The 16,193-nt window shown below is 34.0% G+C and carries 16 protein-coding genes; 6 read left to right on the forward strand and 10 right to left on the reverse strand.

Annotated elements, in window-relative coordinates; genetic code table 11:
• Positions 1 to 164: 164 nt before the first annotated feature.
• Both WAZ07_RS21540 and WAZ07_RS21545 read right to left on the reverse strand, forming a co-directional pair.
• Positions 165 to 917, reverse strand: coding sequence for a class I SAM-dependent methyltransferase (locus tag WAZ07_RS21540; RefSeq protein WP_336474080.1), 753 nt, complete (start codon positions 915 to 917; stop codon positions 165 to 167).
• An 803-nt stretch (positions 918 to 1,720) separates the two neighbouring features.
• Complete coding sequence (locus WAZ07_RS21545) at positions 1,721 to 2,227, reverse strand: hypothetical protein (protein ID WP_090911499.1); 507 nt, start codon at positions 2,225 to 2,227, stop codon at positions 1,721 to 1,723.
• A gap of 201 nt (positions 2,228 to 2,428) precedes the next feature.
• On the opposite strand from WAZ07_RS21545, the gene WAZ07_RS21550 reads away from it, so the two are divergent.
• The 3 genes from WAZ07_RS21550 to WAZ07_RS21560 all read left to right on the forward strand — a co-directional run bounded on the left by WAZ07_RS21550 (position 2,429) and on the right by WAZ07_RS21560 (position 5,245).
• Positions 2,429 to 2,749, forward strand: coding sequence for a hypothetical protein (locus WAZ07_RS21550; protein WP_396550083.1), 321 nt, complete (start codon positions 2,429 to 2,431; stop codon positions 2,747 to 2,749).
• A gap of 287 nt (positions 2,750 to 3,036) precedes the next feature.
• Positions 3,037 to 3,807 carry a hypothetical protein gene (locus WAZ07_RS21555; protein WP_336474082.1) on the forward strand — a complete coding sequence of 257 codons (771 nt, stop codon included), beginning with the start codon at positions 3,037 to 3,039 and terminating at the stop codon, positions 3,805 to 3,807.
• A 535-nt stretch (positions 3,808 to 4,342) separates the two neighbouring features.
• Entirely contained in the window at positions 4,343 to 5,245 is a 903-nt protein-coding gene (locus tag WAZ07_RS21560; protein ID WP_336474083.1) for a VanZ family protein, read from the forward strand.
• A 517-nt stretch (positions 5,246 to 5,762) separates the two neighbouring features.
• On the opposite strand, the gene WAZ07_RS21565 is transcribed toward WAZ07_RS21560, so the two are convergent.
• Positions 5,763 to 6,113, reverse strand: a complete 351-nt coding sequence (locus WAZ07_RS21565) for a hypothetical protein (RefSeq protein WP_336474084.1) — start codon at positions 6,111 to 6,113, stop codon at positions 5,763 to 5,765.
• 649 nt (positions 6,114 to 6,762) lie between these two features.
• Between WAZ07_RS21565 and WAZ07_RS21570 the strand changes: the two genes are divergently transcribed.
• Together WAZ07_RS21570 and WAZ07_RS21575 are read left to right on the forward strand one after the other, a co-directional pair.
• Positions 6,763 to 7,500, forward strand: a complete 738-nt coding sequence (locus WAZ07_RS21570) for a ZIP family metal transporter (RefSeq protein WP_336474085.1) — start codon at positions 6,763 to 6,765, stop codon at positions 7,498 to 7,500.
• 82 nt (positions 7,501 to 7,582) lie between these two features.
• Positions 7,583 to 9,283, forward strand: coding sequence for a pyruvate oxidase (locus WAZ07_RS21575; protein ID WP_336474086.1), 1,701 nt, complete (start codon positions 7,583 to 7,585; stop codon positions 9,281 to 9,283).
• A 59-nt stretch (positions 9,284 to 9,342) separates the two neighbouring features.
• On the opposite strand, the gene WAZ07_RS21580 is transcribed toward WAZ07_RS21575, so the two are convergent.
• The 6 genes from WAZ07_RS21580 to WAZ07_RS21605 form a co-directional block, all read right to left on the reverse strand.
• Positions 9,343 to 9,750, reverse strand: a complete 408-nt coding sequence (locus tag WAZ07_RS21580; protein ID WP_336474087.1) for an NUDIX hydrolase — start codon at positions 9,748 to 9,750, stop codon at positions 9,343 to 9,345.
• Between the two features lie 33 nt (positions 9,751 to 9,783).
• Positions 9,784 to 10,416, reverse strand: coding sequence for a YdbC family protein (locus WAZ07_RS21585; RefSeq protein WP_336474088.1), 633 nt, complete (start codon positions 10,414 to 10,416; stop codon positions 9,784 to 9,786).
• 131 nt (positions 10,417 to 10,547) lie between these two features.
• Positions 10,548 to 10,844 carry a hypothetical protein gene (locus tag WAZ07_RS21590; RefSeq protein ID WP_090912593.1) on the reverse strand — a complete coding sequence of 99 codons (297 nt, stop codon included), beginning with the start codon at positions 10,842 to 10,844 and terminating at the stop codon, positions 10,548 to 10,550.
• Positions 10,844 to 11,407 (reverse strand): MarR family winged helix-turn-helix transcriptional regulator, encoded by a 564-nt coding sequence (locus WAZ07_RS21595; protein ID WP_336474089.1) that lies wholly within the window; start codon positions 11,405 to 11,407, stop codon positions 10,844 to 10,846. Before WAZ07_RS21595 ends, WAZ07_RS21590 begins: the two co-directional genes overlap by 1 nt.
• A 139-nt stretch (positions 11,408 to 11,546) precedes the next feature.
• Positions 11,547 to 12,599, reverse strand: coding sequence for a metallophosphoesterase (locus WAZ07_RS21600; RefSeq protein ID WP_336474097.1), 1,053 nt, complete (start codon positions 12,597 to 12,599; stop codon positions 11,547 to 11,549).
• 248 nt (positions 12,600 to 12,847) lie between these two features.
• The gene (locus WAZ07_RS21605) at positions 12,848 to 13,384 is read right to left on the reverse strand and encodes a DinB family protein (RefSeq protein WP_336474090.1); all 537 of its coding nucleotides are present in this window, start codon (positions 13,382 to 13,384) and stop codon (positions 12,848 to 12,850) included.
• Between the two features lie 640 nt (positions 13,385 to 14,024).
• Between WAZ07_RS21605 and WAZ07_RS21610 the strand changes: the two genes are divergently transcribed.
• On the forward strand, positions 14,025 to 14,579 hold the full coding sequence (locus tag WAZ07_RS21610; protein WP_336474091.1) for a GNAT family N-acetyltransferase: 555 nt from the start codon (positions 14,025 to 14,027) through the stop codon (positions 14,577 to 14,579).
• 430 nt (positions 14,580 to 15,009) lie between these two features.
• Here the strand turns inward: WAZ07_RS21610 and WAZ07_RS21620 are convergent, their stop codons facing one another.
• Positions 15,010 to 16,122 carry an RNA-guided endonuclease TnpB family protein gene (locus tag WAZ07_RS21620; RefSeq protein WP_336474093.1) on the reverse strand — a complete coding sequence of 371 codons (1,113 nt, stop codon included), beginning with the start codon at positions 16,120 to 16,122 and terminating at the stop codon, positions 15,010 to 15,012.
• Positions 16,123 to 16,193: the final 71 nt, after the last annotated feature.

Raw genomic sequence — 16,193 nt, forward strand, 5'->3', positions numbered from 1 at the left:
CCTATTGATGCTTGATAATATGTGAAGTGGATTTGTTTTCATATCGTATTCTATGGTTTCATTTTACAATGAAATGAGAAATATTGCAAGTGATGGTAACATTTTTGATTTTATTAGCAAACCGCCTCTCCGTGCGGGACTAATTAGCTTGGAGAGGCGATGAATTAAAAAGAAGCTATAAAGTAAAAGCGATGTGCTTTTACTTCAATATATCCGTTTTGTTGAATGTGGTTATGGATACGAAGCAATTGCTCTTCATATTTTGATACCGAAAAATCAGGAATTTGCCATGGAATTGTTTTTAAATAGTATATAATGCTTCCGATGTCGTAAAAGCGTTGATATGGAAAGTATTCTTGTTGCTTAAGAATTTGAAATCCAGATTGTTTTAGTTGTGAAGTGGCATACTGCATATCCCAATAGCTGTACTCATTTTCAGTATGTGCATGAAGAAGATGATTTAATTCTAAAGTGTCCAATCCGCCAACTTGTTGAGTAATAAAAACTCCGTTTGGCTTTAGAATTCTTTTTACTTCTGCCTCGCAATATGATTCATGTTTGTTAATAATTAAATCAAATTGTTCGTTTGCAAATGGCAATTTTGCATCATCTTCGATTTCATGAACAGAAACACCTAAAGGTTCTAGCTTTGCTTTTGCCAAAGCGATATTGGGAGCATATCCTTCTGTTGCTGCAGTTCTAGCAGGAAGCGGGGTTAGTAAAGATAAAAACTCACCGCCACCAGTTCCCATATCTAGCATGTGATCTACGCTATGCATATACTGTAATACGATTGATGAATAGCTCCACGGAAGTGGTTCTGTACTTAGTCTCCCGGTATCTGTTAGAAACGAGAAATTCCATCCTTGAAAAGGTTTATTAGCTTGTTTAACAAAATGATAAAAAGTATCTTTCATAGTTATTCCTCCTAAGTTATATTTTTATAGCTCAAATATAAGAGGAGGTCCACGACACATATTACAGTTACTATATGTCTGTTACATAGTGATACATATGTATATTCCCTTTCTAAATAAAATATTGTATGGATTATTTTAAATTAATATTACCACAAAGTGAATGAATATTTTGAAAAATCGAATTGTTCTGGTGTTTTTGTTTGTATAGAAAAAGAGTATGAACAAAATAAACATGTTATGGTAAGAGGAGAACTTTCCTGATAAATATAATGAGATTAAGTTCCCAATCTTAGCAGAATCTTAATTTTCGTGGTCGTAATTACCGGAAAATTAAGATTGTAACATTTTTTCTAGAATAATGAATATTTTATTCTCTGCTAATTTCAATTTTCATAATTGATATGCTAAATCTTATGGTTTCACTAGAACAGTACTTTGTGTCACTTTACCCATAAGTTGACCAGAAAATACTTACTTTTATAGGCGATTATCTAATTATCTAACGGAATTGGAAGCATAAATTGGCCTTGAGTTAATGATTAACCCATCAGCTGGCCGTTAGTTTATGCGGAATTTTATACATATGGAGTAAAGGAAATAAAGATAATGATTGCTTATAACCACTGATATAATGGGATGAATAAGAAACATACGTAGGTGAAGAGGATGCTTCACAGAATGTTGATAAGCTGGGGATTATTGGTGAGGGGAACTTCTGATAATGACACGTTATGTAAATTAAAAATGAATAGTATATACAATGCTCTAAATAAGAAAAGATGTCTAAATTAGACATCTTTTTATTTAGATACTAGATTATCAAGTTTCCAATAGGTATCTAATGGATCAATCTTACTGTCCATATATAAATACATGTTATTCAAATCTTTTGGGGGATTTTTCATCGTAAATGAAATTTCAAAAGTTAAAGCGTAGCCAACCGGAACATTTTTAAATTTATCTTCGTGTATAGGCATAGGTTGACCTTCATATTTTTTTCCCGTCTTTTCATCTTTAACGAAATACTTTATTTCTGAAAGATCAATTGTTTTTTCATCGTTTCGAACATTATTAATTGTAACACGAGTTGTAATGTTCCCCATTTTATCTACTATTTTATATTTTGCATTTTCAACTGTCGCTCTGTAAGATCCGCCTTTTGCAAATTCTTCATATAGTAGTATATTTTTTTCCTTTTCTTCAGATATTTCTTTCGATTTCTTTGGTTGAGTAGTTTCTTCACTACAAGCTGCCATTAAGCTTGTAAGTATAAATGCTGTACATGTTATTTTTATTAAAGATTTCATAGGGCTCCCTTTCTATATCCAAAAAATCAAAACACAAGGATAATTTTACATTAAAAGGTAAGAAAAGGGTGATTTTTTTTGAGAATTTATTTTTATTCCTAGAATGTTACGTTATGTTAACCGAGCATGAATACGATATTCATCCGAATTTGCACAAGATTGTCCTTGCTGATGGTACAATTAAAGTCATGGAGGGATATTATGGGTTATATTAAATTTTATGGAATACTGTTTCTTATATTCGGCACTGGAATATTCGTAATTATCAAGGCTGATTCACCAAAAATCAGGGAAAAAAATCTGTCATTCGTAATGATCTGTTTAGGGATAAATATACTCGCAATTCCAATGGCTTTTTTTATAGGTGGAATGGCAACAGATTCCCCAGACAGTACTGAACTTGATTTTTGGAAAGGATTTCTCTTTATTCAGGGAATACCGCTTCTCATACTACTTCTAGCTTTAGTTTGGTGGTTTATCGTTGGAATAAGGAAAAAGTCCACATGTAAGATTTTAAAATGACTTCCGCTAACGAATTTTACGTCAACTAGCACCTCTTGAGGAGCTAATTGTTTTTTTACAGTAGCAAAGATGAGATTTCACTTTTAGAAACTGTCTTAGCGTATAAAATCCGCGTTTGGCCGTCAGTCCCCCTAAAAAAGGATATCGAATGCAAACTAGAATCATCATTTGCTATAATATATTGGGAAAAATAAATAAAGCAGATAAGGAGATTCGGTATGGAGACAGCACATTCTTTTTGGAACTTTGTAAAAGATGATTTTCTTAGGTTTATAGGATTCCTTTCGGTGTCTGGCATTGGAATTACATTCATTGTAAAAACTGCAATTTCCCATTATTTGAGCAGAGACATTGAAAAACATAAATCGGCACTTATGAAAATTAATGATACATACCGTTCTGATTTGATGAAGGTCAATGATGAACATCGTTCTGACTTAATGAAGCTAAATGATGTGTACAGAAAAGAATTAAACAGCGAAATAGAACAGCTCAAACATGAACAGCAACGTGTTTTTAAGGATTTTGAACTGTACACAACAAAAAAACATGAGCGGTATCCCGAACTCTTTAAATATCTGGAAACTGCCTACGGTGCCATCTTCACTCTTCGTGGAGTTGTAAGAGAATTAACCTTTGAGAATACAAATAAAGCAGATATTGAGTGGTTTTTAACGGAGGAAGTTCAGGCCACAGGCAAGGATAAACAAGAAATTTTAAATTTGTGGGACCAAGAAGGGCAAAGAAACTTGGCGATCCAAAAATTGAATATTGTAAAAAGAAGGGTAAGGTATCATGATGCTAATCAAAAATGGGTCGAGGCAAACGACTTTTTTATCTTTAATCAACTATTTCTGTCTGATGAGGTAGCACAACAATGTAGAGAATTCTTAAACGATTTGTGGGAATACCTAGAAGGGTTAGATCCTTCCTTCGCATATGATCCAGACATTGCATCAATGAATCAAGAATTAAGAGAAATCATTTTACCAGCAGAACGAGAGGCAATAAAAACACTAATGAAAAGTGAATTAACCGTTCCCTTTTCTACTGCATGAGAGAGCCCGCCTAGACTGTGATTTGGTTGCCTGAAAAGGAATTAAAAGCCGATTAGGCCCAGTACCAGCGTTCTTGTAATCAGGGGCAAAGTAGCAAATCTTATTAATATATACATGTTTTTCAGTAACAAAAATGGCTTCAATCAATAATGTTACCAATAACTTTTGATACAGTATTTTGTTACAACGACTTCAATAGTTATAAAACTTGTTGTTTTTTAAAACAAAATGTAACAAAAATGATCATTTTTGGGACACTGAAAACAGTGTAATAGTAATAAAATTGTAAATTCTAACTTGTTTTTCGTTACCAAATGAGGATCTCTTATGAAAAAAGACCCCCTCCGGACTCCGGAAATAAGGGCACTGAAAAAGTCCATTAAAAGAGAAAAAGAAAATAATTACCTACTATTATATAGGGGGTACGGCAACGATTCTGTTTTTTTTGAACCCCTGAAGAAAAATACGCTTTATAATCACAATTTAGTATAATAATAATTTGTGGTAAATAATATGTCGAAATTAAGGAGAGATTATGGAAGCAAAGTTACGGAAATTCATCATTGCAGGAACCATTTTATATACAATTTTAATTTTATATTTTATGTTCTTTGCTTTTAATAGATTAGATGATGTAACCAGCGATTATGGATACACATTTTTGCTTGTTCTGAACAGTGTTCCGCTTCAATTTCCAGAACCAACTTTTTCATGGTTATTTGACTTTGGAAACATTGCTGCTTTTATCCCTTTTGGAATAGTAATTCCTCTGTTGTATCGTTCTGGTTTTGGGAAGTTCATATCCTTGTTTGTCTTAACGATTCTCGTTCTGGAATCGTTGCAGGCTTTAACTCATCTTGGCGGCTTTGATGTAGCTGATGTTTTATCTAATACATTAGGTGCAGCGATAGGATTTATTGCCTATAGAGTGGGGTTTTCTTCAAAAATTTCTTATAAAAAGCTTATTACTTCGGCTCTATTTATTGTTGTTCTTCTAGTTGGAGTAATCGTGATCTCAGAAACCATCAATTATGTTGTGGCGAAAAGAGAAGGCCCGATTCAAGCATTACACAATGTGAAAGAAATGAATGGAACCATGCCCATAACTGAAAATCTTCCAAGTTTCACCGTAGCAGGTAAGAAAATAGAACCCAAAATGAACGTGTATAACAGTGAAGGTGATAAAAGCAAATCATATACTTACATCTTGGAGAACAAGAAAGAGGTGATGTTCTACTCTTATTTTAGCATTCCAGACAAGGGTGAAATCACTATACTGCTAGATGGAAAAAAAATAGCTCATATTGAACAATATCCTAACGTAGAACCTTTAAACTTAGCATCTGATAACAAAATAAGCGAAATTACGATTATCGTTTCCGGAAATGCTAAACTATGGGACGTTAGATTCAGTGAAATGAAGCATTGGTGGGAGTAAAGAACCAACATTCTAAGGGGCTTTCTTTGCAATGTTTTCAATAAATATGGGGTACAGCCGCATCTCCATCAACTTAAAAAATTGGTTGTTCTCAAAAACGAAAAAATGAACTTAATTCTCATAAATATATCTAGTGAGAAAAAATTTCATTTTGGAGGTATTTGTATTTCTTAGCTTGATAGCGATGTGGCGATACCCGATGAATAAAAAGGCTAAAAAATAGCCTTTCTTAATCTTCAACTAACTTAAAAAAAATTTAATACTTTGAAAAATCAATATATTTATACTTTATTTAAAGATAAATAAAAAACATAAACCTTACTTAAAGAACTATAAGGACTATGGTTTTATTTAGTATAGTTAATACACGTATCTCGGTCGAACCCCTTTATAAAGAAGTTAATCGATCACATTAAATAAGAGCATGTTTTGATTAATCTTTTTTCAAAACATGCTCTTTATACTTGCTCTTATATAAAGGTTAAAATCGTCAATTTAATGAAACTTTATTTCAAAGTTACAACTCATCCTTTTTTCCGCCCCTAAAATAACCTCTAACATGTGTTCCGTCTTTCTTATAATAATCTCGTACCCAGTGCTCGTTCTTGTAAGTCCAGCCTCCTCTTTTCTTTTGTTCATCCGGTTTGGGAATATTTGTACTTGCGATGTCTATCCCTGCATCTACAATTGTCTCAACTACGCTCTTGTTCTTCTTGTTTCTAAACTTCTTTTGGATTGCCATTTTTAACCCTAATCGAACTAACGGTAACCCATATTCTTTTAACGGTTTTTCGTACTCTTTTAATATCTCTACACTTTTAGATACAATTTTTTTCATAACACTTGAACTGTTTTTTCTTCCATTCAACAGCATCCCTTTACGTAATAATTTGAAATGTTTGCTTCCCTATTAAAAATAGAACATCATTTATTGTTGCCATTAAAATGAATATTTTTGGTTCCTCTTATTAATGTAATTTACTTGTTTTCCATGTAGGCGTACCGCTCACATTTTAACGAAAATATACGCTAAGCAAAATTCGACATAAAAAACGTTGATTTTATTACTCTAAGCGATTCATCCAATCTCAAAAACGAGGGTATTTGAGACAAATGAAATTAAACTTAAAATAGGCGGAAAATAGCTGAAAGTACGTCTTAAAACTTATCTCAAATCAAAGTCTCAATTGAAATGGGCAATATTGAGTTTTGAGAATCTCTTAGCGTATAAAAAGGTTAAAATGTGCGTGCTACCCCTTACTCCAAATCTATAAAAAAACTCCCCTTTTCCAATTAATTGGGACTAACCTCTTCTTGATCATAATAAGTTGTTATAAAGTGAAACTTCCATCAGTGGAGAGTTTTTTCATCATTAAGCTTTTCTTCTCACCGCTAATTATTGATTGAAACAATCAAGTACTGTGCCAACAACTAGATCTCACCTATTTTCTTTTCTATAATCTTCAGATAAGAATCTTACTGTTTAAAATTGCGAGATAAAAATGGAGTGTGATTTTATGGAACAACTTTTGCTCCCCATAATTGTTACGTTTTATTCATTTAGCGGGTTGTTATTAGGCGGAATTGTTGGTCTTGCGACTAGACGTATAATGGAAAAACAAATATTTCGCTTATATGCACTTTGCGGAGGTATTCTACTTGGATTGTTACTAATAGAAATCATTCCAGAAACATTTTCAAGTTATGAAATAATCGGTCCCCTTCTCGGCATTGCCTCTGGAATTTTAATAATGCGTTTAATGGACTACTACTGTCATCATGTTATGTTACATAATAACAATCAGCCAGCACAGCAAACTTTTTTATTTCTTTCCTTTGCAATTTTTATTCACAATCTACCTAGCGGCTTTGCGTTAGGTACTGCTTTTACAGCGCAACATGAAGCCACCCTTTCTTTCTTACTAGCTATTATTATTCACCATATTCCTGAAGGCCTCACCTTAATTATCTCTTTCTTATTTACACGGCATCAATATCTATCTTTTATCTTAATAATTTTCTTACTATCAATTACTCTTGGTTTAAGCACTGCCTTTGGTATGGTAATTAACAGCAAAGCTATTCATTTACCAGGATTAATAATGGGAAGTGCTATCGGTTCTTTAGGATATGTAACAGTCCATGAAATGCTTTGGAAAGCTAAAAAGAACTTATCACTACTCTCTTTTCTTTCTTGGACTTTTGTTGGATGTTTACTTATTATCATTTTTATCCCCTTTATAAGTCATCATTAAAAAAGAACTTCTCTTACCATTTGTATATTTCACCTTTTTCTCCAAAACATAATAGTATCTCAGTATGTAAGGAGGAAATTCCATGTTTCAAAAAACTGCTGGTGAGGTACTGATTGATTTATTGATCGAATGGGGCGTCGATCACATATATGGCATGCCTGGTGATTCCATTAATTCTATTATCGAGCCGCTTCGTAAAACGCAAGATAAAATTAAATTTATTCAAGTTCGCCACGAAGAAGCTGGCGCTTTAGCAGCTGCTTCTTATGCAAAATTAACTGGAAAACTCGGCGTATGTATGGCAATCGCCGGGCCAGGTGCCATACATTTACTCAATGGATTGTACGATGCCAAATTAGATCAAGCACCTGTCCTTGCTATTACTGGTCAAATTGAGTCAGATTTAATTGGAACTGGTTTTTTTCAAGAAATAAATTTAGAAAGAATGTTTGATGATGTCGCTGTTTATAACCAGCGAATCATGTCAGCGGAACAACTTCCCGCTGTTGTAAATCAAGCAATTCGCATGGCTTATACCAAAAAAGGAGTATCCGTTCTTACCATTCCAGATGACATTCAAAAATTTGAAGTAGATGCAAAAGCACGAATTACAACACCTGCTTTTACAATGCCGGAGTTATTCCCTAGGCAGCATGATTTAGAAAAAGCAACATCTGCATTAAATGAAGCAAAAAAACCCGTTATTCTAGCAGGAAAAGGCGCAAGAGATGCGAAAGAACCTTTACTTGCTTTTGCCGAGCATATTGGAGCACCAATTGTATTAACACTTCCGGCTAAAGGAGTGATTCCAGATGAGCATCCTCTTTGCATTGGAGGATTAGGTTTAATTGGGACAAAATCTGCATATGAAGCAATGCATAATGCGGATACGTTAATTATGATAGGTACCTCTTACCCATTCACAGGTTTCTTACCAGAAAAGGCCAAAACGCTTCATATCGACACAGATCCAGCACAAATTGGCAAACGTTATCCAACAGATATCGGACTTGCTGGTGATGCCGCAAAAACCTTAAAATGGCTCACGCAAAATATCGAAAAACATACGGATCACTCATTTTTACAACACCATCAAGAACTAATGAGGAAATGGGAAGAAAGACTGCATAATCAAGAAAACGACACTTCTGTTCCAATTAAACCTCAAAGAGTCATGCACGCACTGCAGCAAGTTGCGCATGATGATGCTATTTTATCAGTAGATGTAGGTAATGTAACGGTTTGGACAGCACGTCATTTTCGTATGACAAATCAACGTTTTATTTTATCAAGCTGGTTAGCAACACTTGGCTGCGGTCTTCCCGGAGCAATTGCTGGACAGATTGCTTACCCGAATAAACAAGTTTTCGCAATTTGCGGAGATGGTGGATTTGGAATGACGATGAACGACTTTATAACAGCTGTAAAATATAAACTCCCAATTATTGTAGTCGTATTAAATAACCATAAAATCGCCATGATTAAATTTGAACAAGAAGTAATGGGGAATATTGAGTTTGGTACAGAACTTACCAATCCAAATTTCGCGAAATACGCTGAAATTTGCGGCGGAGTTGGTTACCGTGTTGAAAAGCTCGAAGAATTGATGCCTGCTTTTGAACAAGCTGTAAAGCAAAACAGACCATGTATTATCGACGTTCTCGTTGATGTCAACGAAGCTCCAATGCCTGCAAAAATTACGTTTGCCCAAGCAGCCGGCTATACAAGGCACATGCTGAAAGTACTATTTGAAGAAGGGAAAATTGATTTACCCCCTTTATAAGAACAAAAGGATAAGACAGTAGGTATACTTTAATAACCCCTGTCTTATCCTTGATTATCTTAAAAAGTCACCATAAATGGCTGACTGCTTTCATCTAAACAATGTAAAATGCGCTCTTTGAAATTTTTCCACGTTACCATTTGCAGCGCTTCTTCAATTGAAAAATACCCAACTTCTAAGCTTTCACTACTTGTTGTGAACTGTCCTCCGATTGGCTTACCTAAAAATAAATGGGCACAAATACTACTTGAAACATTTTGATATACTCCGCAGTATTTCACAATTTCAATATCAATTCCTGTTTCTTCTTTCGCTTCTCGAATAGCACCTACAGGAATGGCCTCACCTTCTTCCACTTGACCACCAGGAATTTCCCAGCCCCGCTTTGGACTTTTTAAAAGTAAAATTTCGTTTTTATCATTTAACACGACTGTGGCAGCACTTACAATATGTTTCGGATAAGGCATGCCTACTCCTCCTTTAGACAAATTGCTGACATTCTACATACAATGAACAGGTAATACAGACCAAGAACTAACAAATGTTGTCTGCTTCCCTTCCATATGCAACACTTGCTGAGATGGGTTTGCTGTATGGAGTAATTGCGGGAATATTTCTTTCACATACTGATTGTGAGCTGCTGCATCTTTCCATAGTGACAAAACAATGTAACGATTAGAAGAAAGCGATTTTCCAACAACGCCGCCCATCATTCCTTCTGCTCTCGCTATTCCTGGGTTCCAAACCGTTTCTTGCATATGTAAAAATTGCTTTTCACTCTCTTGTTTCACATCACAAATTGCTATTCGTAAAAAGGAACTGTGTGCTAATGCGTCTAAAAATGAAGTCTCCGTTATGTCAAATAAAGATTGATATAATTCTGTTTTACACGATGTATACGTGTTTTGTTGATCGCTATCATAAAAAATCTTATCGTGTGTATCATTCATAAAGCTTTGATACATTTTCATATTTTCCCATAAACTCACTATACAAGCCTCTGATTCATCCCATCCCCCGATTTGTCCGTAAAAACCATCTAATGCCTTCAACTCGCCCCATTGTTCTTGAGCAGCTGAAAATAATTCCTTTTTTTCGTCGCTAACCTTACAAATAATCGATTTAATTAACATACATATTTCCCCCTTATTTCCCGCTAAAACTTCAATATAACTATATACTTTTATTTTAAAAGGGTTTGATAGAAATATCAAAATTTTAGGAAAAATAACATTACAAAAGGAAATACATTTTACTCGTTACATTATCTTTTAATAAAGCTAATACTAAACAATAAGGCATTACTTAAAATACTTACTACCCCTATCCAAAATAGCCAATTTGTTGCGGTCAACCAAGAAGCTGCCATAATAAGTAGTGCAATAGCAATCGATACACAATTACCTATCTGGTTTCGTTTCTTGTTACGGTGAAACTTGGCTTTTGCTTGAGAAATAGATTGCTGGACTGTATTCTTTACATCATAGATTTTTTCTTTCATCTTATTTTCAGTCTCTTTTGCTTTCTCATAAAAGACATTACTCAAATAAACTTTACTCATCATTCCATCCCCCCATATCGACGTCTTGAAAACTCAGCCAATATTTTTTCTTGATTATTTATCAGTACATGCTCATCCACCTCAAGATTAGCTTTTTCTTCAAAACCATCTTGTTCTTCCCCATCGAAGCGATACAGTTTCTGTAATAATCTCCAAAACATTTCAATTTCATCAGTTGTAAAATTATGAAACATATCTGCTAAAAAATAAGTCGATTTTTCTGAACAAGCAATTAACGCTTTTTTTCCTTCAGGAGTAATTTCCATATTGATCGAACGTTTATCTATTTTACTCGGCACAGTTTTAACATACCCTTTTTTCACAAGACTTGTAATCAACTTATTAGCGGTTTGCTTTGTTGTACCTAGCTTTTTCGCAATATTAATAAGGGTGGTGCTTTCAATTGGCAAATGCGCAATAGCAATTAAAGCCATATGTTGCCGGGAAGTTAATATCTCTAAATACTCATCCCCACGAGTTTGCACCTTATTGACAACCGAAAATAAAGTTGCGTAACTTTGCTGCATCGCATGCAGTTCTTTCATTATGAGATTAATATCCATATGTAGCTCCTCCCTATATTAGTCACCATGTTGACGAATACAGAATACCACGTTTCCAAAAAACATGTCAACATGGTGACTACTTTAAGTTACTTTACTTAATAAATAAAAAGCAGCAAAGGTATCTCCCCCTTGCTACTTAATCAAATGTAAGTTCTATTTCAATTATCTCTGACCGGCTGCCAAGTCTTAACGGTGGTCCCCAAAAACCAAATCCAGAAGAAACAATCGCATGAAATAAATCTCTCTGTACATATCCCCAATCTAATTCATACATTCTTCTAGTAATGATATGGTTCGGTGCCATTTGTCCTCTATGCGTATGTCCAGACAATAATACATCAACACCTGCTGCTTCAGCTTGCTTTAACTCAAATGGCTGATGATCCATTGCAATGACAGGAAGACTCTTATCTACATTGCTCATTAATTCCTCGAAACTTTTACGATCTCGGTCCGTCTTATCTTTTCTCCCTACAATATAAAACCAATCTTCAATTTTCACTACTTCATCTAATAATATATTTACATCAATTTTATTCATCTCTTGTAAAAATTCAGGAATCGCTCCGCCGTAATATTCATGATTTCCTAACACACCATATACACCAAGAGGAGCATGCATTTGTTTCATCACTTGTCCCATATTCTTTTTTATAAAATATTCTGGATGATCGTCAATAATATCTCCTGGTAAAAGTATAATATCCGGTTTCATATTATTTACATGATGAACCAATCTTTTAAGATGAGACATGCCAGATAGCTTACCAAAATGCATATCTGAAGCCATCGCGATTCGAAGTGCTTTACGACTGCTAACTTTTTTAGGTAGATGAATCTCGTATTTTCGTACGACTGGACTATACGCATTAAATGTTCCATATGCAAAAATAAACACAAAAGTAATGAGAACAATCGTTCCAATCCAAAAAATAGATTGCTCTTTCGGAAACGATAACCAATTTAAAATAAACACTGTTACATCCGCTATCGGTAATAGTATAACTGCATATTGTATAACCGCAAACCAATAAGAACCAATTGTTCTAAGTGGTGAAGTAAATTTCATCAATCGATCTAGAATATATGCGTATGATAATAGTCCAACTAGAATCGCATAATATCCCCAAGATTGAATATGAAAAGTCGTATGAATCCAAACCCAGCCGTTCCAGCCAATGTAAATCATTAACAGCGTATATAGAGTAAATAAAATAAAAATATTTACTACACTTTTCGTTTTCAAAGTATGCCTCCTCTTTTATATGTTTTATTTACGAATGTTTACATCATACACGAAATAAAATAAATATCCATTCAAACCATTGACAATTTTATTTTGACACAAAAATTTTTATAATTCCACTCATACGCCGCAAAACAAAAAGAGACTGATTCATAATTTTTACGAATCAATCTCTTTTTTTATTTCATATTTCAATTGGATGAATAAGCAGCAGAACTCAAATAACGTTCTTTTATAATTTGACGATGATGGAGTTCATGACCAGCAGTAATGCATGCCAATGCTCGAACAGTAACTTCAGAGTTATTCGCAAAACCTCTTTGTAACCAAGCTTCTTCATCTAAACTTTTAAGTAAATGCACAGTAGATTGGCGAACAATTGTTAAGTTCGCCAGAAGGTTTTGCATAGATTGCTTATCAAATGCTGCTCTAAGAACATACATATCATCATTGTATCCAGGAAGCGGTGCCGTTTCGCCTCTCGCTATAGAAAGAAGTCGATATGCCATAATACGTTCAGTATCCGCAATATGACCGATTACCTCTTTTATACTCCATTTATTAGGAGCGTATCGAAAATGTCCTTCACTATCAGAAATATCCTTCAATAAGAGGTTCGTCTCTTTCATTTGCTCTTCTAAAATATGTATGATATCTCCCTCTGGTACTAAGTTTATGTATGTTGAATAGTACGGGTTATATTCATTTGCTTCTGGTCTCTTTTGCATGTTTACCATCCTTTTTATTTTATCTTTATCATAAAATATTATCATATTAATCCGAAAAATTACAATTCTAAAACAATGATGTTAAAATGCTTTTCTTTTTAGACGGGCGAGAGCATCTGGTCATGCATAGAAACGGTCAGGGCCTTTTTTTTTGCCACATGCAAAGTTTAAAACAAAAGGAGCAAATAGCGATCATGTTTTATTCTGCATAGCAGCGACTTATATGTGGAAAAATTAAAATAGATTTATAGAGAACATTTTACTTTCTTCTCTTCTAATCTTGAAAATCAGCCACCCTACGAAAAAACTTTCTCAACCCTTAACCTATAGACTGCTCGATTATCAGCTGCTACCATAATAAGTGAGCTCCTAATGAGTTTCATTATCTAGCGAAAGGACCTGTTTCGGACACAGGTCCTTTTGCTTTTTATTTCATCTACTGGATGATGCTTTCAATAAAGTAAAGCGATTAGAATTTAGTAACATTTACGAAAGGCATATCCCCCCTATTCTTACTCTTTCGACAGAAAAGCAAATAATTTCTCAAACAAAAAAATTTAACAATTTGTGTTTAATATACAAAAAACTACACTAATGTTATAATTTTACTTAATAATATAACTAGAAAGAGATGAAGATAATGAAAGTATCCTATTGGAGCGGTAAAAAAGTACGGCTAAGGGCACCTCAAAAAGAAGACATTCATTTATTCGAAGACTTAGATGATGAAATACTTAAAAACCTCGATTCAATTGCTTTCCCACGAACGAAAGAACAAATCGAAGAGTGGATAGCCGACATATCAAAGGGTTCTTCTACTGACTGTGATGATTTTTATTGGATTGCTGAAGATCACAATAAGAACATAATCGGTACAATTGATGTTGCGAATTGCGATTCTAAAAATGGAACATTTGATTACGGTATATCTGTATTCCCTTCTCATAGAGGGAAAGGATACGCGCAAGATATGATTATAACTATACTAAAACATTACTTCTTCGAGCTTAGATATCAAAAAGCAACCATTCAAATATATTCATTTAATACCGCTTCTATCAACCTTCATCGAAAACTTCAGTTTGTAGAGGAAGGCCGCTTAAGAAATATGATGTATACAAATGGAACATTCTATGATGAAATCTATTTTGGGATTACGAAAGACGAATTCCAATCGTTATATTTTCCTAAGTAAATTTTACTTAATCCTATTATTTTTTATAGAAAAATTGACCTTTAATCACATTTAACCGAAATATTGCGAATAAAAAAATAAAATCATAAAGATTATTGTTTTAACGACCCATCTATTCAATAACTCTAAAGGGATAGATAGTTCACCTAATGTAATATTTTTGAGTTTATTCATGTCTTGTTTTTTTAGTAATTCTTTTAGTGTTTGTAATTTTAATTTATTAACAAAAGACCAGCTTGGTGTTGCTTTATTATCTGAAGCTATTTTGAAAGTTACATGAATACTATAAGACTGTGAACTACCCGCCACTTAACGTCCTTACGGACTGTTTGAAGTGGGGGCTTCTCGGTTAGTCGTTACTTTTGATAGCTAACGAATTAGTCTAAGACCACCGAGCTAACTCCCTTGTTCCAAAGGTTTTTGGTATTACTTATACTAATGATAATAAGCGTATTGCTTCATTTTTGATGTTGATTGCCGAATTATGGTCACGACCTATTTTTAGTCCACAAGAACACTCATAAGTACGTTCAGATAATAACATGTCTTTTATGTTTCCACAACTATTACACATCTTTGTAGAAGGAAACCACTTATCTATTTTTACAAGTTGTTTTCCTTGTTCTTGTAGCTTATATGCTAAAAAGGTCGTGAACATTCCCCAACCGTTGTCAGCAACACTTTTACCAAAGTTGAGTGCTTGTGACATACTTTTCATATTCAAGTCTTCTATTGCTACAGCATCAAAATTAGTAGCTAATTCTTTAGACTTGTGATGAAGGAAATTTTTACGTTGATTTGCAACCTTTTCATGTAATTTAGCTACACGAATCCGTTGTTTTTTCCAACGCTCAGATCCTTTGGCACGTCTTACTAATACTTGTTGGGCTTTTGCTAATCGGTCTAATATTTGACGATAAAAGCGAGGATAATTGGCTTTCTCATCTTCGCTACTAACGTACAATTCAGCCATTGCAAAGTCCAATCCAACAACGGTTTTTATTTCTTTTTGAATGATTTCTTTTTCATACTCAGTCAAGATAGACACATAATATTTACCAGTTGGTGTCATAGAAATAGTGCATGACTTGATGATATGGTTTTGTGGTATCTCTCTATGTTGCTTGATACGAACCATTTTAAGTTTTGGTAATTTGATATGACCATGAAGAAGTATAATATTTCCGTTTACCATATTTGTTGTATACGATTTTCTACCTTTTTTACTTTTGAATGTAGGAAAATCATTTTGACCGCTAAAGAAATTGTTGTAGGCAGTTTGCAAGTTTAATTGAGCATTTGCCAAAGCTAATGAATCGACTTCCTTCAACCATTCAAACTCTACTTTGTATTTCGCTGGGGTAGGGAACTTCTGCTTCTTTAGTTCTTTCTTGTTCCCTTTGTATTCTTCATACATTTCTTTTCGTTCTGCTAACATCTTGTTGTATATAAATCTCACACAACCAAAAGTTTTTCGAATAAGATGCGCCTGTTCTTCTGTTGGATACAAACGGAATTTGTATGCTTTATTATGCTTTTTCATATCATTTCACCTCACTTTTCACCTTGTTTTTCAATATACTGTTTCACTACTTCTATTGGCGAACCACCTGT

This window comes from Bacillus bruguierae, assembly GCF_037104725.1.
Taxonomy (GTDB): Bacteria; Bacillota; Bacilli; order Bacillales; family Bacillaceae_G; genus Bacillus_A; species Bacillus_A bruguierae.

Coding starts and splice junctions, on each gene's coding strand:
- WAZ07_RS21575 (WP_336474086.1), top strand. CDS start 7,583: ATGTTTCAAAAAACTGCTGGTGAGGTACTGATTGATTTATTGATCGAA.
- WAZ07_RS21595 (WP_336474089.1), bottom strand. CDS start 11,407: ATGGATATTAATCTCATAATGAAAGAACTGCATGCGATGCAGCAAAGT.
- WAZ07_RS21600 (WP_336474097.1), bottom strand. CDS start 12,599: ATGATTTACATTGGCTGGAACGGCTGGGTTTGGATTCATACGACTTTT.
- WAZ07_RS21620 (WP_336474093.1), bottom strand. CDS start 16,122: ATGAAAAAGCATAATAAAGCATACAAATTCCGTTTGTATCCAACAGAA.
- WAZ07_RS21590 (WP_090912593.1), bottom strand. CDS start 10,844: ATGAGTAAAGTTTATTTGAGTAATGTCTTTTATGAGAAAGCAAAAGAG.
- WAZ07_RS21580 (WP_336474087.1), bottom strand. CDS start 9,750: ATGCCTTATCCGAAACATATTGTAAGTGCTGCCACAGTCGTGTTAAAT.
- WAZ07_RS21545 (WP_090911499.1), bottom strand. CDS start 2,227: ATGAAATCTTTAATAAAAATAACATGTACAGCATTTATACTTACAAGC.
- WAZ07_RS21540 (WP_336474080.1), bottom strand. CDS start 917: ATGAAAGATACTTTTTATCATTTTGTTAAACAAGCTAATAAACCTTTT.
- WAZ07_RS21560 (WP_336474083.1), top strand. CDS start 4,343: ATGGAAGCAAAGTTACGGAAATTCATCATTGCAGGAACCATTTTATAT.
- WAZ07_RS21585 (WP_336474088.1), bottom strand. CDS start 10,416: ATGTTAATTAAATCGATTATTTGTAAGGTTAGCGACGAAAAAAAGGAA.
- WAZ07_RS21550 (WP_396550083.1), top strand. CDS start 2,429: ATGGGTTATATTAAATTTTATGGAATACTGTTTCTTATATTCGGCACT.
- WAZ07_RS21570 (WP_336474085.1), top strand. CDS start 6,763: ATGGAACAACTTTTGCTCCCCATAATTGTTACGTTTTATTCATTTAGC.
- WAZ07_RS21610 (WP_336474091.1), top strand. CDS start 14,025: ATGAAAGTATCCTATTGGAGCGGTAAAAAAGTACGGCTAAGGGCACCT.
- WAZ07_RS21605 (WP_336474090.1), bottom strand. CDS start 13,384: ATGCAAAAGAGACCAGAAGCAAATGAATATAACCCGTACTATTCAACA.